This window comes from Acetobacterium bakii (assembly GCF_001263355.1).
Taxonomy (GTDB): domain Bacteria; phylum Bacillota; class Clostridia; order Eubacteriales; family Eubacteriaceae; genus Acetobacterium; species Acetobacterium bakii.
In genome coordinates this window covers 79,387-94,233 of the sequence record NZ_LGYO01000022.1, presented here as the reverse complement: position 1 = coordinate 94,233, position 14,847 = coordinate 79,387, and the positions used below count along the sequence as shown (strand labels likewise).

Here is a 14,847-nt window from a genome sequence, read left to right as displayed (position 1 = left end):
TGCGAAACTGGCAGCGAAGCTTACGGCAGTTCCGCATTTACCAAATATAGTAGCTTACTTTTATGATACTTGCTATCATAAAAGTAAGTACTTGTTCTTTTATTCTCTTTACTATAAGATTATACTATAAAAATTCGAAGAAACAAGGAGATTGATATGAACAATATTTTTAAACGTCAAAGCATACGCAAGTATCTTGACAAACCCGTTGAAAAAGAAAAAATAGAGTTACTGCTAAAAGCCGGCATGCAGGCACCTTCTGCGGCTAATCAACAACCTTGGGAATTTCTCGTCATCACAGATAAGGAAAAACTTCAGGCCCTCAGCGAAATGAGCCCCTATGCAAAGCCTTTAGCTGATTGCGGCGTGGCTTTTGTGCTGCTGGGCAACCTTGAAACCGCACATTTTCCCCAATATTGGCAACAGGACATGGCTGCCGCGGCAGAAAATATTTTACTTGAAGCCACAGACCTGGACCTTGGTGGCGTATGGCTGGGCGTAGCTCCGGAAAATGACCGTATGAACCACATCACCAGGGTTTGTGAACTACCTGACAACATTAAACCTTTCTGTCTGCTGTCCATTGGGTATCCCGATGAACAACGAACAATTATTGAACGTTATGATGCATCAAGAGTCCATTATGAAAAATATTAATCACTTCTAATTTAAAAAAGAAGAACAATCGTATTGATTGCTCTTCTTTTTTTGCAAACCTGTCCTGGGGACAATGGTAAATCGTTGTCCCCAGGACTTACTTCTTTATTTTATCTGCACTCTCCATAGAACACTTCTTTTAACGATTCCTTTTTTATCTGAACTACTTCTGGTTGTTCAGCTCAAATATTTTCGCAAGCGCCTGACGGTTTTTTGCATAAATAGGTTCTCTTAAGGGCGCACACCCGCCGATGGTTTTTCTTTGCTCGACTAATTTTTGGGCGAAGGCCATGCAATTGCTTTCGCCGCAATTTTTACAATTATTCTGCGGTAAATATTCATATATTTCAAAAACGTTTATTTCGTGCTTGCTCATAATATTCTCCTGGATTTTTTCTTTTAAAATAGCTTTCCATAAGATCGATCATGTTGGTTGTCAACTTAAATACACATTGAAAATTGATTCCGACCGTTCTCTTTTGCTTTATAAAGGGCGATGTCCGACTTGTGATACAATGCTTCATAGGTCATTCCATGATCTGGGTAAAGACCAATCCCCAGACTAACCGATAAATTCTGAGTTGTTCCATACTTATTATACATCGCATTAAGCTCCCTGCAAAGCTGTTTTCCCTTCATTATCAAAACTTCACGGCATGAGATGTTTTTCATCAGAACAAAAAACTCATCGCCGCCTATTCTGCCAATAATATCATTTTCTCGGAATATCTCTTTTATTTTTCTGGCAACTTCCGAAAGCACCAGATCTCCAAATACGTGTCCAAAGCAATCATTTATTGCCTTAAAATAATCAATATCAATGATAAACAGACCATGCCTGCAGGAGTTCCCCTCTTTTGACGTCAGATATTGATTAATCAGCATTTCTGTGGTTCCTTTATTGTAAAGCCCGGTTAAGGAATCATGCTCCGCCTTATAAATGAGTGCCTTTTCTTTCTGTTTTTTCTCATGAATATTTTTAAGATAACATCGTATTTTAGTATCCCCGGTTAGCTGATCCTGAATCATGCACATTGTGTTTTGCACCCATGAATAGTCTGCATTTAAATCCTTTCTGGGATATTGAATAACCACCTTTGTCTCTCCGCTATCCAATAAATGATCAATGGACTCTTTGCTGTTGAAATTTTTATACAATTGAGCATATTCGGGATGAACAGTCATTCCTGCCATATAATCAATCATATCCGAGAAAATATAAAATTGTGGCAGTCCCGCCATTTCTGAACAATCCAAATCCAAAGCGGTCAATCGATCCTTGCTGATGTTGGCTTCATAGGCGAATTTTTTATCCTGAGTCATTGATTTACGATATTCTTTTTCTGCTTCTAATTTTCTTTGTTCTGTTATGTCCCGCAGGACCCCAATCGCACGGATTGGTTTCTGGCTTTTATCGTAAATATTTGTGAAGAATATCTCATTAATGCGCTCATTTCCAGATTTATCAAGAAATACAAAAACACCCTCGGCAAAGGGTTCTCCAATATCTATTTTTTTATAGATTTCACGAAACGCCGCAGAACTTTTGGGATGAACAAGCCCTTTTTCTATGACTAATTCAACAGTGTCTTCAACAATATGATGGATTCCGTATTTTTCTCCAATGGACTCTGGATAAATACTCTGTTTTGTTGCAATAATGTAATCAAAAATGATAACATCCGTATTCTCCATGGCGATTTCATAACGCAATTGGCTGATTCGTAATTTCTCAATATTTTGATTGAGCAATTCAGTTCGTTCCTTTAACGCTGCTTCCAGCTTTAAATCATAATCTTTTGACAATTTTTTGTGCATATTCTCATGCTCGGCATCCCCTGAATTCGGCACTGAAAAATGCGCATGAACAAGCTTCATACCATCTTTTGTCTTCTCACATACAGTTGAAAATCGGAAAATTATTTCTTTGGGCGGGGTTTTGAATCCTGATTCTTTGAATGTCAGCTCTCCATAAACAATCCATCCTGTGGCACCAACGGGTACTGCCTTATACCATTGCTCAATAATTTTAGAGGATTCAACCCATGACTTCCTATCATTTTCGACAAATTGTTTGAACTCATTAAAATTCATGGAAATTTCATCAGAACCTGTCCCTACCAACGAAATCTTTCCGTTATTGATTTTTTTCGTAATTTCATTAAAGTCACAACTGCTAAAATAGAGCTGAATTAAATTTTTTATAAATTTAATTGCTTGTTCATCAATTTTCATCCATATTCCCCTTTTTTTAAAAACAATAACTTTGCTTAAAAATAGAAAACGATTACTTTATTCGTAGCAACAGATAATTTTATACGCTTACTTTAAGTCAATCCAATTTTTTGCCTTTTTCACTGTCATATTTTGACTATTATAATTTCAAAATTATATCACTTGTTCTTGTTTTATGCAACAATATATCAAGATATTGCATCTTTTCAATTATTCCACAAAAAAAACAAAAACCCATTTTCTTATTAAAATAAAAAAATGGGTTCATTCTTTTTTTTGGCAGAGGTAGCAGGATTTGAACCTGCGAGTGATGGAGTCAGAGTCCATTGCCTTACCGCTTGGCTATACCCCTGTATATTTTCCAGCTTTTAAGGTACGTTAAACATTTTACCCGAACTCTTTTGTGTTGTCAAGCGAAAAGCGAATCTATAATTTTTTTAACTGATTCGAAAAACTCTTTTGGCATTCTCGGTTGTGATTTCTTCCAAGGCTTCCATACTCATTCCCCTAATTTTTGCCACCTCTTCTGCCACAAAACGTACATAGGCAGGCTCATTTCGCTTTCCCCGGTGAGGTGTCGGCGTGAGATAAGGACTGTCGGTTTCAACCAAAAGCCGATCCAATGGCATCATGGCAACCACTTCCGGAAGTTTTCGGGCGTTTTTAAAGGTCAATGGTCCTGAAATTGACAGGTACAATCCCATATCCAGGAAAATCCTTGCCATTTCCACTGAGCCGCTGTAGCTGTGCATAACCCCGCCATATTCCGGCGAAAAGTGTTCCTTTAAAAGCTGCCACATATCTTCCATGGATTCACGATTGTGAATCACAATGGGCAGTGCTGTTTCTTTTGCAATATGCATCTGATCCACAAAAACCGATTGTTGGACATCCCGGGGCGAAAGATCATAATGATAGTCCAGACCAATTTCTCCTATGGCCACTACCTTATCTTTTTTAGCCCATTCTCTGAGCATCTGTCCATGTACTTCGAAATCATAGGTTTTTGCATCATGGGGGTGAAAGCCTACCGTGGCATAAATCATCGGATATTTTTCGCTGAGTGCCACGGCTCGGCGACTGGAGTCTTCATCTGCGGCAGGATTGATAATCAGGCCGATGCCTGCAGCCTGGGCGTTTTCAATCACCGCTTCCCGATCGGCATCAAATTTTTGGTCATCGATATGTGCATGACTGTCAATTAACATTTCTTTATCTCCTTCACTTTTTTTATGAGTATGTCCCGAGTATTTTCAAGTTTTTCGTCAATAACCGCTTCCAGCAGCACATCTAAAATTCTCCCGATTTCTTTGCCGTCGTCAATACCCATTGTTATTAAATCGTGTCCATTCACCGCCAAACCCTTTCGTGAGAAGCATTCATTCTCAGAAACAATCTCTTTTAATAACACTTCCACGGCTTCCAGGATTTCCAATCGTTTGGTATTCCCCGGGGTCTTCGCTGAAATATCCGCGTATTTCACCGCCAATAAATCCTGAAATAAGGGCTGGGACAGTCGCTTAAGCCAACGTTTAATGCATTTTTTAGTGGGCTCCAGTGGGACGGCGTGATATTTTACCAGGGTGCTGACCTGGGATATGGTTTTCCTATCCATTTTAAGGGCCCGCATTCGTGATACCGCAATTTTTTGTGAAAGCTCACTGTGTCCATAAAAATGGCCAATGTTTCGATCATCATTGGTATAGGTCTCGGGTTTTCCCACATCATGAAACAACATGGCCCACCGCAAATGGGCAACGGGTTGGATGTTTTCAATCGAAACCGCCGTATGGGTGAGAATATCATAGCAGTGATAAGGGGTCTTCTGATCAAAGCCCACCATGGGCAGGAGTTCCGGTATCATGACCGCAATCACTGAAACCGCATCTAAAAGCACGGCCTTAACGTTTTGGCCGCATAAAAGCCTGGTGAGCTCAGCTGTGATCCGTTCCACGGAAATAAGCCTTAGTAACTCCCGACAATCAAAAATCGCCTGTCGGGTATTTTCTTCAATTTCAAACCCCAGATCTGAAGCAAAGCGCAGTCCCCGGAGGATTCTCAGGGCATCTTCATTAAACCTTTGGTTGGGATCTCCCACACACCGAATAACCTTATCCTCAATGTCTTTTGCGCCGCCATACAAATCGATCAATCCATACCGGGGATGATAGGCCATGGCATTCATGGTAAAATCCCTCCGGGAAAGGTCATCCATTATGTTTTTAGAGAAGCTCACCGTATCCGGGTGTCGATTATCCGAATAAACTGTTTCGGTGCGGTGGGTTGTGATTTCTATGGAAAGGCCGTCTAACATAACTGTAACCGTGCCATGGGCAATACCTGTTTCAATCACCCGATAATCCTTGAAACATTTCATAACTTCTTCCGGTGTGGCATCAGTGGTCATGTCAAAATCCTTGGGTGTTTTTCCCAACAGATAGTCCCGGACACAGCCCCCGACAATGTACCCGGAAAAACCACAGGATTCAAGTTTATCAATGACTTTTTTTACAGGGTTCGGAAGCCGCCGTTCCATTACTCCCCGGTATCTCCCAAACCGATTTCATCCGCCACGGCCCGCATGCCCAAAATACTTTCTTTCATGAGATCTTCCAGTGAATAGCCGGTCATTTCCGCTCCTTTTAAGATCACCTCACGGTTGACTCCCGCTGCAAAGCTGGCGGTTTTAAATTTCTTTTTCACCGACTTTACCTCTAAATCGTTAACACTTCGTGATGGGCGCATATAGGCACAGGCGGTGATGAGCCCGGCTAATTCATCGGTGGCGTAAAGTATTTTCTCCATCTGATGGATCGGCTCCACATCACAGCAAAGTCCGTAACCATGGCTGACCACGCTATGGATAAAATCATCATCATAATCATTGTCTTTTAGTATTTCGACAACCTTGGTACAGTGGGCTTCCGGGTATTTGCCATAATCCAGGTCGTGAAGAAGCCCGACGATCCCCCAATATTCAGGATCTTCCCCTTCTATTTTGGCAAAATGGGCCATCACTCCGGATACCGCCATGCCATGACTGATAAGGGCCTCGCTTTCGTTGTATTCCTTTAATAATGTCAGTGCCGCTTCTTTATTTAAATTTTTATTCATTTTAGGTCTCCTTCTTTTTATAATAATATTTAGGCAATTGTGAAACTACCGTGAGCTTCGCTGCAAGTTTACACAAAACAATTTTTACACTGTACAATCTTGCAGCACACAACGATGAATAAATGTCCGCGAAGAGGTTTGTCACACCCATAAACGTTGTTTGTACAGCGCCCTGATATGATTGGTGAAGCTTTCATTTTCCAGAAAAAACGGCTGGTGCCCAACCCTGTTAACCGGCATTATCTCCATTAGAGAATTGGTGATGAATATTTCATCCGCAGCCAATAATGACGCTTTGCTATAATAACCTTCTTCGATGGGGATATTTTCAACTTTTAATAATTCGATCACTTTATTTCTGACAATTCCTGATAAGAGTCCGTTGTCTGCTGCCGGGGTATGGACCTTTTTATTTTTGATAAAAAATATGTTGCTGATACAGCCTTCTGCTAAATAGCCCTGTGAATTAAAAAAAATCGCTTCGCTAAACCCCTTATTGATACTCCTATTGAGGATCAGCAGGTTTTCTAAATAATTATTTGATTTAACGGTTACCAATAATGATTTTTCATTTCTGCGATAATCACTAATATTAATATTCAGGCCCTTTTGAACTATTTTTTCACCATAATGATTTTCTCTGGCCGTAATAATCAGATTATTCTGCGCGCTCCCTTTGCTGTGGGTAACTCGTAATGCACCAATCTCCATAAGATTTTTTTTGATCATGTCATTGCAGTCCCTTAAAATCCGGTCCTCATCAAAAGTAACCTGAAGACCAATTACTGCAGAACTGCTTTTTAACCGTTTCATATGCTCTGCAAAGAAAATAACTTTACTTGCTACAACATTGATTGTTTCAAAGACACCATAACCATATAAATACCCCTGATCCACTGGAATCAGACATTCCTCTGAAATTTCACCATTACAACATATGTACTGAATAATTCTCACCCCTATCTAAAATCAAAGTTCTTTAATAATTAAATACTGCCGTTGTGAAGCTCGTCCCGGAGACAATGGTAGATTGTTGTCGGCGGCATGATCGGACAGGCTTAGGCCTGTTCGCCAAGATGCCGACAACTGATGTTACGATTGTCCCCAGGCCTTACGTTTCTGCTTTGACTGCAGCCAAAGTAATTTGACAAACCTTTTTGCGGATTTTTATTTCATCTTGTTGTGTGCACCAAGGCGAACAGGCGATAGACTGTACGATCTTGCAGCACACAACGATGAATAAATGTCCGCGAAGAGGTTTGTCACACCCAGACGTTTTTATAATTAATCCTTACTTTGTAAGTCTTAAGGCTTCCATCAAAGCTCTTGCCTTGTCGAAGGTTTCTTCGTATTCGGATTCGTTTTGTGAATCCCATACAATTCCCCCGCCAACCTGAAGGTAGGCTTTTTTGTCTTTGCAGAGGATCGTTCTGATGACAATATTCAAGTCTAGATCACCGTTAAAACCAATATAGCCGATTGATCCGGTATAGATGTTTCGCTGGGTCGGCTCCAATTCATCAATAATCTCCATTGCCCTGATTTTAGGTGCGCCGGTAATCGACCCTCCCGGGAAAGTGGCTTTGATCGCATCAACGGCATCAACATCGTCTCTTAATTCGCCGATGACGGTTGCCACCAAATGAAAAACCGTTTCATATTCTTCTAATTTATACAATTCCGGAACTTTCACACTGCCTGATTTACAGATCTTACCGATGTCGTTTCTTTCTAAATCAACAATCATCAGCAACTCCGCTTTATCCTTGTCGCTGTTGATTAGGGTATTTCTGTTTTCATTATCTTCCACCGGTGTTTTCCCTCGGGGCATGGTTCCTTTAATGGGCCGGGTTTCAATATTGCGGCCTTTTATTTGAATGAATCGTTCCGGAGAACTGCATACAATCTGGCCTTCGCCAAAGTCTATATAACTGGCAAAAGGCGCCGGATTGATTTTTCGCAGCGCGCCATATAACTCCAGGGGTGTCAGCTGCAATTCGCATTCAAAGCGTTGGGTCATGTTTGTCTGGTAAATATCCCCGGCCCGAATATAATCATGAATGGCATCCAGAGCGTTCATATACTCGGCCTTGGTGAAATTGCCTGTGAATTCCAGGTTCTTGTTGCTCTTAAAGTCTTGTCGCATTAGTACTTTAACGTCTTGTTCGATTATTAGTTTGATCCGATCCAGGATATCTTCCGGTTTTTCTTCAATGCCAAGAGCAGCGATATAGGTTTTATTCTGTTGATGATCAATGATAATAATGCCGTCATAAAAACCCATAAAGCAATCCGGAATCCGGACGTCATCTACGGCACTACGGGGCAGGTCTTCCAGGTGATGGCATAGGTCATAGCCCAGATAACCCACTGCCCCTCCTATGAAAGGAAGCTCCGATACATAATCAAATTTGTATTTATCCAGCAGTTTTTGCAATTCGTCAAAGGGGTTGCCCCTATATGTTTTTTCGTCAGTTTTAGTTTGAACCGTTATTGCATCATTTTTACTGCTGAAGACCACAAAGGGATCAAATCCAATAAAAGAGTATCGGCCAAAGTTATCGGCATCTCTGCCGCTGTCTAAAAAAACGCTATAGGGTTTTTCTTTAAATAAAACAAATAATTCAAAACTTGATAAGGTCGTATTAATTTCTTGTATGATCATATTTCACCGCTCACTTTTGTTGATTTGAAAAAATTATCCAGTAATTCCATTCCCATTTCGGTAAGAATGGCTTCGGGATGAAATTGAACCCCTTCAATCATATACTGATTGTGTTTTAGCCCCATGATTTCATCCGCGCTGGTCTTTGCCGTAATGGTGAAACAATCAGGGACGGATGAGCGGTCAATTACCAACGAGTGATACCGGGTGACCTTTAAGGGATTATGTAGTCCTTTAAATACCCCCAAATCTTTATGGGTAATGCTGTGGACTTTTCCATGAACCGGTTCGATGGCTTCAATGATTTTGCAGCCAAAGGCCTGTCCGATGATTTGATGACCTAAGCATATTCCTAAAATCGGAATCTTTCCTTTAAAGTAGTGGACAACCTCTATACAAATGCCTGATTCATTTGGCGTGCATGGCCCCGGCGATAAAACAATCCAGGAAGGATTCATTTCAATTATTTCGTCAATGGTGATTTTATCATTTCTTTTGACGATCACGGTCTCATTTAAACACTCTAAATATTGGACGAGATTGTAAGTGAATGAATCATAATTATCTATCATTAAAATCAAATTGTTACCTCTTATATTTTTTTATTGTGGGCTGTATTGTATCATAATAGCCTAAATAAATACAACCGATTCCAGCTGGAATTTTTGGTCACACCCATGGCAATGCCGACAAATTCCCATTGTTTATTCAATTCATATTTGAAAGTCTTAACAAAAGATTAATTGACAAAGTCCCTCTTCCCATGCTATTATTTGCAACAAAACAACCGGTCTAAATCCATCAAGGAGGTTTTAAGTGAAAACTTACCAATATCGTGATCTGTCCGTTATTGAATTTCCCGAATTTCTGATTGTCACCGCCTGTGACAGCAGCGCCGGGGTGGGGGAGAAACCCGGTGATGAATTAAACGTTCCCACCAAATATATTTCCATGTTTGCCGCCCGGGTCTGCCTTTTTGAATTGCTTTCCTGCGGCGCAACGATCATTGGTATCTCCAACGCGGTTTGCAATGAAATGCACCCTACCGGGGAAGCTCTGATTCAAGGTATTGAGGAAGAGTTGTCCCGGGCCGGCGTTAAGGATATTCCCATTAATGGTTCCACTGAAGAAAACTTTACCACCAGTATGACTGGTTTCGGTATTTTTATGGTGGGAACTGCCGCTAAACTCAGGATCATCCCCTCTCATTCCGGAGACGTTGTCATTTGTATTGGAACGCCTCAGTTCGGCGCGGGCTTAAAACTCGAGGGGAATGATGACATTGCGAATTATGAAGATATTCAAACCCTTCTCGATTTTGAAGCGGTGAATGAAATTATTCCCTGCGGTTCCAAAGGAATCCTTTATGAAGCCGAAAATTTGGGCAAGATCAACGGCCTTTGTTTTTTTAATACCGCAGCCGATTTTGTTTTAACCGGATCAGCCGGGCCGGCTACCACGGTTATTGCCAGTGTTAAGCCCTTCCTCATCCCCAAACTTTCATCTATTTTTCAGAATAAAATGACCATTATCGGACATTTTTAAAAAAATACATAAAAAAGACCTCCTGGTATGGGGAGGTCTCTTTTTAAAGGGGAGGGGGAAATACTATTTTATATTCTTTCCGGATGTCACAAAAATCCAGAAAGAATTTAAAACCTAAGGTTTTAGTATCATGTATATTACACTTGATACTTTCATTTTTTTATGTGTTTTTTCTTCTGTTAGCTCTTTTTCCATTATTTCTTCTGTTTTCTCTGAATTTTCATTGCATTCCGGGACTTTGATAAATCGATTCACCAGAACGGCCACGATCACCCCAAAGCCTGTTTCTAAGAGACGTAGAAAGGACAATGCATAGCTTCCCGTTTCCTGGGGATAAGTTGTCATGAGACTGATAAAGACCACACAACAAATAATAATAGCACCGGCTTTTTTAAGATTATTGCAAAGGTAAATTAACCCCACCGTACCGATTGGAATAATTGCAATATAGGTGAACTCGAGGTTAACCAAATTACAGATAAAAATTCCAAATACGCCGGCTGCCCCGCCGATAATGGTTCCTAAAATACGATTCCATCCTGCTTCCACAGAATTCTCAATACTATTTCCCATACAGACGAGTGCTGCCACTGCGGCAAACATAGGATTAAACTGGGGACCCATGATGGCAAAAACCACCACGCAAATGAATACAGAGAGAGCAGTCTTTATGTTTCTCATGCCAATTGGCGGCAGATGACATAACTTCATTTTTATTTTGCTCTACTTTCCATTAATAGTTTTAACCTTGGACATCCGTGAATTTTTCTTCGGTTGTATACCAAGGTCTTGTTAATTTCAGTATACGCGCATTAAAATTTATGTCAACACCGTAATCATTTGCAATCAAATGTAACGGTTTTCATTGGTTCATCCTTAAATTATTTCACTTTTTTTTTAAGGATTTTGCGTCGCGAATCTCACCCATGATGACGCGTTTTTTTCTCACCGCGGTCAAGCGATCAATCAATTCTGTTTTTTCTTCTGCTTTGATCATTGCCTTCATGATGGCCAGACTGGCTTCAAACTTTTCAACCTGATTCAATAAATTTTTCCGATTGCACATAAAGAGTTCCGTCCACATGGGAGCATTGATCATAGCAATTCGAGTAAGATCCCCAAAACTGCCGCCCTCAAAATCGGTGATGGAAAGATCATCTTCACAATCCACCAGCGCCGCTGCGATTACATGACAAAGCTGTGAAGTAAAGGCAATTTTCTCATCATGAATAGCACAGGTTGTTTCAACAATATGATTAAATCCCAACGCCGTGACGATTTCCCGGATAAAGGCAATATTTTCCGGTTGGTTTGACGGCAAAGGGGTGAGAATATAATTGCGATTTTGAAAAATACGGTCATCAGCTCCACCGTAGCCCTCTTTTTCACTGCCGGCCATGGGATGTCCCGGAATAAAATCGATGTCTTTTCGCAGAAGATTACCAAGATTATTGAAAATAACCCCTTTCACTCCGGCGATATCGGTGATGATCGCGCCGGGCTTAAAGTCCTCCATGTATAAAGCCAGAAATGCCAGGGCATCCATGGGACTTAAACAGATAAAAACGAGGTCACAGGCTGCCAGCATTTGCTGGAGCCCCTGCGAATCGGTGACACCCTCATCAATGACCGACTGATTCAGTGCTTTTTCAATAACCTCGGAATTAATATCATAACCGGTTATTTTTTTGGGTCCCTGCTTCCTGAGTCCCATGGCCAAAGCACCACCCATGAGACCCAGGCCAATAAATCCTACAATGGAATCCTGTAATTTTTTCATTACATCACCTTATTTTCAAATTCAGCGTATTTTTTCAGGGTTGTCATAATTTTATCGAAGCGTTCCGGGGTAATGGATTGTTCACCGTCGCAGAGTGCCTCCTCGGGGTTATTGTGAACCTCGATCATCACACCGTCAGCACCGACAGCAATGGCCGCCTTGGATAATGCTTCCACGGTCCATGAAAGTCCGGTGGCATGACTGGGATCAATGATAATAGGCAGATGACTTTGCCTTTTAAGAACAGGAATGCAGCTGATATCCAGGGTATTTCGGGTGGCGGTTTCAAAGGTTCGGATGCCGCGTTCACATAAAATAACCTTGTCGTTGCCTTCCTTCATAATGTACTCCGCCGACATCAGGAATTCCTTCATGGTCGCTGACATGCCGCGTTTGAGTAAGATCGGTTTATCGATTTTCCCAAGCTCCTTTAAAAGAATAAAGTTTTGCATATTTCTGGCACCAACCTGGATAATATCCACATCTTCAAAGGCCGGTAACTGTTCTAAGGACATGATTTCGCTGACAATCGGGAGACCGGTGGCTTTACGGGCGATCTTTAACAGATCCAAGCCTTCATAACCTAAACCCTGAAAGGCGTATGGCGAAGTCCGGGGTTTGAAAGCGCCCCCGCGCAAAAAGGTCGCTCCAGATGCTTTAATACTTTTGGCAATGGATACCACCTGGTCTTCACTTTCCACTGAACAGGGACCAGCAAAAATGCTGATGGTGCCTTCCCCTACTTTTCGGCCGGCTACGTCAACAATGGTATCTTCCGGATGGAAGAGGCGGTTAGCTTTTTTGTAAGGCTCCTGAACCCGTAATACATCCTTGACAATCTGGTTCGAACGAATCTTATCCGTGTCAATGAGGGTCGTATCCCCGACGATTCCCAATATAGTATGATCAACACCTTTTGAATAGTGAATCTTAACTCCTTGTGCTTCAATCACTTTTATTAACCGCTGAATATCTTCTTCTCTGGTGTTTGGCTTAACAACTACAATCATTTCTATCCTCCATTATTTTGACGCGATGGTCATTTTTTCTTATTGCCTTTTTTATTATTATTTTTTGTGCACCGAAAAATAATAATAAAAAAAGGAGGCTTCCGTTAGAAGCCTCCTAAAAATAAAATTCAACAAAATACAAAAATGTATTTTCTAAAAAAAATTCATGGGGTGGGACTCTTAAAGGAACTTAATTTATTGCACGTAAAATAGCCAAAGCTAAAGAACCAATAGCTTTGGTTGATATAATAATATGCATTTAAGTTACTTCTTAAATCCTTCATGGTAATCCCTTTCATTATACATTTGTGGGTTTTGCAACAACTTTTTAAAATATAAATCTATATTGTGGTTTATTATAGACCTAATACATGAGAATGTCAAATGAATCTTTTCATTCGATTCTTGATTGTATTTAATCTCACCCTCCATAAATTTTCCAAGAGATTTTTTTTCTTTATTGACAACCTTTAACCGCTATGATATCGTACATATAATTCCTACTGGAATGATATGTAATGTTTTGTATATTAAAGAAAACGAGGCTATAGAATGAAAAATACATTAAAATTTGAAACACTCCAACTCCATGGCGGTCAAACACCGGATCCAACCACTCATTCGGTTGCCGTGCCTATTTATCAAACCACTTCTTATGTTTTTGACAGCAGTGAACATGCCCAACGACTTTTTGGGCTTGAAGAACCCGGTAATATTTATACCCGGATCATGAACCCCACCACTAATGTTCTTGAAGAACGAATGGCACTCCTTGAAGGCGGCGTAGGCGCATTGGCATTCGCCTCGGGTTCCGCCGCCATTACCGCAGCCTTTCTTAATATTGCCGGTGCCGGAGATGAATTTGTGGCCGCCTCAACCCTTTACGGCGGCACTTATAATCTGTTAAGTACCACCCTGCCCCGACTGGGCATTAAAACAACCTTTGTCAATCCTGACGATCCTGAGAATTTCAGAACCGCCATTAACGCAAACACCAAAGCCCTTTATATTGAATCTCTGGGCAATCCCGCCATTAATATTGTGGATGTTCAGGCAGTAGCTGCTATTGCCCATGAAAATGGGATCCCGCTTATTATCGATAACACCTTTGCCACACCTTACCTTTTCAGACCGCTGGACTACGGCGCCGACATTGTGGTTTATTCCGCCACCAAATTCATTGGCGGTCACGGCACCACCATTGGGGGGATCATCGTCGATGGCGGCAAATTTAACTGGGCCGCCAGTGGCAAATTTCCGGTATTCACCACGCCTGATCCAAGCTATCATGGGATTACCTATGCCACGGATCTCGGCGCCGCGGCCTTTATTGTCAAAGCAAGGGTTCAACTGCTGCGAGACACCGGTGCCTGCATCAGTCCGTTTAACGCGTTTCTGCTGTTACAGGGCCTGGAAACACTGTCTTTAAGACTCGATCGTCATCTTGAAAATGCCAAGGCTGTGGTTGCCTTTTTAAACGGCCATCCCCAGGTTACCTGGGTAAATTATCCAGCGCTTCCGGACAATCCTTATAAAGCCCTATCCGACAAATATTTCAAAAAAGGTCCCGGTTCCATCTTCACCTTTGGCATTAAAGGCGGCCTGGAAACGGCCCGAAAATTCATTGACAGTCTGGAACTTTTCACCCATCTGGCCAATGTGGCCGACGCCAAATCACTGGTGATTCATCCGGCCACCACCACCCACCAGCAGCTCTCCGGAGACGACCTCACCAATGCCGGCATCACCGAGGATATGATTCGCCTATCCATCGGTCTTGAACACATCGACGATATTCTCGCCGATCTCGATCAAGCCCTGACCAAAGCTGTTTAATTTTC

At 41.4% G+C, this 14,847-nt stretch carries 14 protein-coding genes and 1 tRNA gene; 3 read left to right on the top strand and 12 right to left on the bottom strand.

Annotation, left to right across the window (positions count from 1 at the left end; genetic code table 11):
* The first annotated feature begins 156 nt into the window (after positions 1-156).
* The gene (locus tag AKG39_RS09345; RefSeq protein WP_050740125.1) at positions 157-657 is read left to right on the top strand and encodes a nitroreductase family protein; all 501 of its coding nucleotides are present in this window, start codon (positions 157-159) and stop codon (positions 655-657) included.
* Positions 658-820: 163 nt separating this feature from the next.
* On the opposite strand, the gene AKG39_RS09340 is transcribed toward AKG39_RS09345, so the two are convergent.
* The 9 genes from AKG39_RS09340 to AKG39_RS09300 form a co-directional block, all read right to left on the bottom strand.
* Positions 821-1,033, bottom strand: coding sequence for a (Fe-S)-binding protein (locus AKG39_RS09340; RefSeq protein WP_050740124.1), 213 nt, complete (start codon positions 1,031-1,033; stop codon positions 821-823).
* 65 nt (positions 1,034-1,098) lie between these two features.
* Positions 1,099-2,892: a diguanylate cyclase gene (locus AKG39_RS09335; RefSeq protein WP_050740123.1), complete on the bottom strand. Its 1,794-nt coding sequence runs from the start codon at positions 2,890-2,892 to the stop codon at positions 1,099-1,101.
* Positions 2,893-3,169: 277 nt separating this feature from the next.
* Positions 3,170-3,244: transfer RNA gene (locus AKG39_RS09330), tRNA-Gln, on the bottom strand.
* Positions 3,245-3,329: 85 nt separating this feature from the next.
* Complete coding sequence (locus AKG39_RS09325; protein ID WP_050740122.1) at positions 3,330-4,100, bottom strand: TatD family hydrolase; 771 nt, start codon at positions 4,098-4,100, stop codon at positions 3,330-3,332.
* Complete coding sequence (locus AKG39_RS09320) at positions 4,094-5,428, bottom strand: CCA tRNA nucleotidyltransferase (RefSeq protein WP_050740121.1); 1,335 nt, start codon at positions 5,426-5,428, stop codon at positions 4,094-4,096. The genes AKG39_RS09325 and AKG39_RS09320 overlap by 7 nt, the downstream gene beginning before the upstream one ends.
* Positions 5,428-6,006, bottom strand: coding sequence for an HD domain-containing protein (locus tag AKG39_RS09315; RefSeq protein ID WP_050740120.1), 579 nt, complete (start codon positions 6,004-6,006; stop codon positions 5,428-5,430). The genes AKG39_RS09320 and AKG39_RS09315 overlap by 1 nt, the downstream gene beginning before the upstream one ends.
* Positions 6,007-6,147: 141 nt before the next feature.
* Complete coding sequence (locus tag AKG39_RS09310; protein WP_160316163.1) at positions 6,148-6,963, bottom strand: aminotransferase class IV; 816 nt, start codon at positions 6,961-6,963, stop codon at positions 6,148-6,150.
* Between the two features lie 334 nt (positions 6,964-7,297).
* Positions 7,298-8,671 (bottom strand): aminodeoxychorismate synthase component I, encoded by a 1,374-nt coding sequence (gene pabB, locus AKG39_RS09305; RefSeq protein WP_050740118.1) that lies wholly within the window; start codon positions 8,669-8,671, stop codon positions 7,298-7,300.
* Positions 8,668-9,252 (bottom strand): anthranilate synthase component II, encoded by a 585-nt coding sequence (locus AKG39_RS09300; RefSeq protein ID WP_050740117.1) that lies wholly within the window; start codon positions 9,250-9,252, stop codon positions 8,668-8,670. The genes pabB and AKG39_RS09300 overlap by 4 nt, the downstream gene beginning before the upstream one ends.
* A gap of 235 nt (positions 9,253-9,487) precedes the next feature.
* Here AKG39_RS09300 and AKG39_RS09295 point away from each other — a divergent pair, with 235 nt between their 5' ends.
* Entirely contained in the window at positions 9,488-10,216 is a 729-nt protein-coding gene (locus AKG39_RS09295) for a hypothetical protein (RefSeq protein WP_050740116.1), read from the top strand.
* Between the two features lie 114 nt (positions 10,217-10,330).
* On the opposite strand, the gene AKG39_RS09290 is transcribed toward AKG39_RS09295, so the two are convergent.
* From AKG39_RS09290 to aroF, 3 genes are all read right to left on the bottom strand, one after another.
* Positions 10,331-10,927: an FUSC family protein gene (locus AKG39_RS09290; protein WP_050740115.1), complete on the bottom strand. Its 597-nt coding sequence runs from the start codon at positions 10,925-10,927 to the stop codon at positions 10,331-10,333.
* A 175-nt stretch (positions 10,928-11,102) separates the two neighbouring features.
* Complete coding sequence (locus tag AKG39_RS09285) at positions 11,103-11,996, bottom strand: prephenate dehydrogenase (RefSeq protein ID WP_050740114.1); 894 nt, start codon at positions 11,994-11,996, stop codon at positions 11,103-11,105.
* On the bottom strand, positions 11,996-13,006 hold the full coding sequence (gene aroF / locus AKG39_RS09280; protein ID WP_050740113.1) for a 3-deoxy-7-phosphoheptulonate synthase: 1,011 nt from the start codon (positions 13,004-13,006) through the stop codon (positions 11,996-11,998). Before aroF ends, AKG39_RS09285 begins: the two co-directional genes overlap by 1 nt.
* A 552-nt stretch (positions 13,007-13,558) precedes the next feature.
* On the opposite strand from aroF, the gene AKG39_RS09275 reads away from it, so the two are divergent.
* A complete protein-coding gene (locus tag AKG39_RS09275; RefSeq protein ID WP_050740112.1) occupies positions 13,559-14,842 on the top strand; it encodes an O-acetylhomoserine aminocarboxypropyltransferase/cysteine synthase family protein in 1,284 nt (427 codons plus the stop codon).
* The last annotated feature ends 5 nt before the right edge of the window (positions 14,843-14,847 follow it).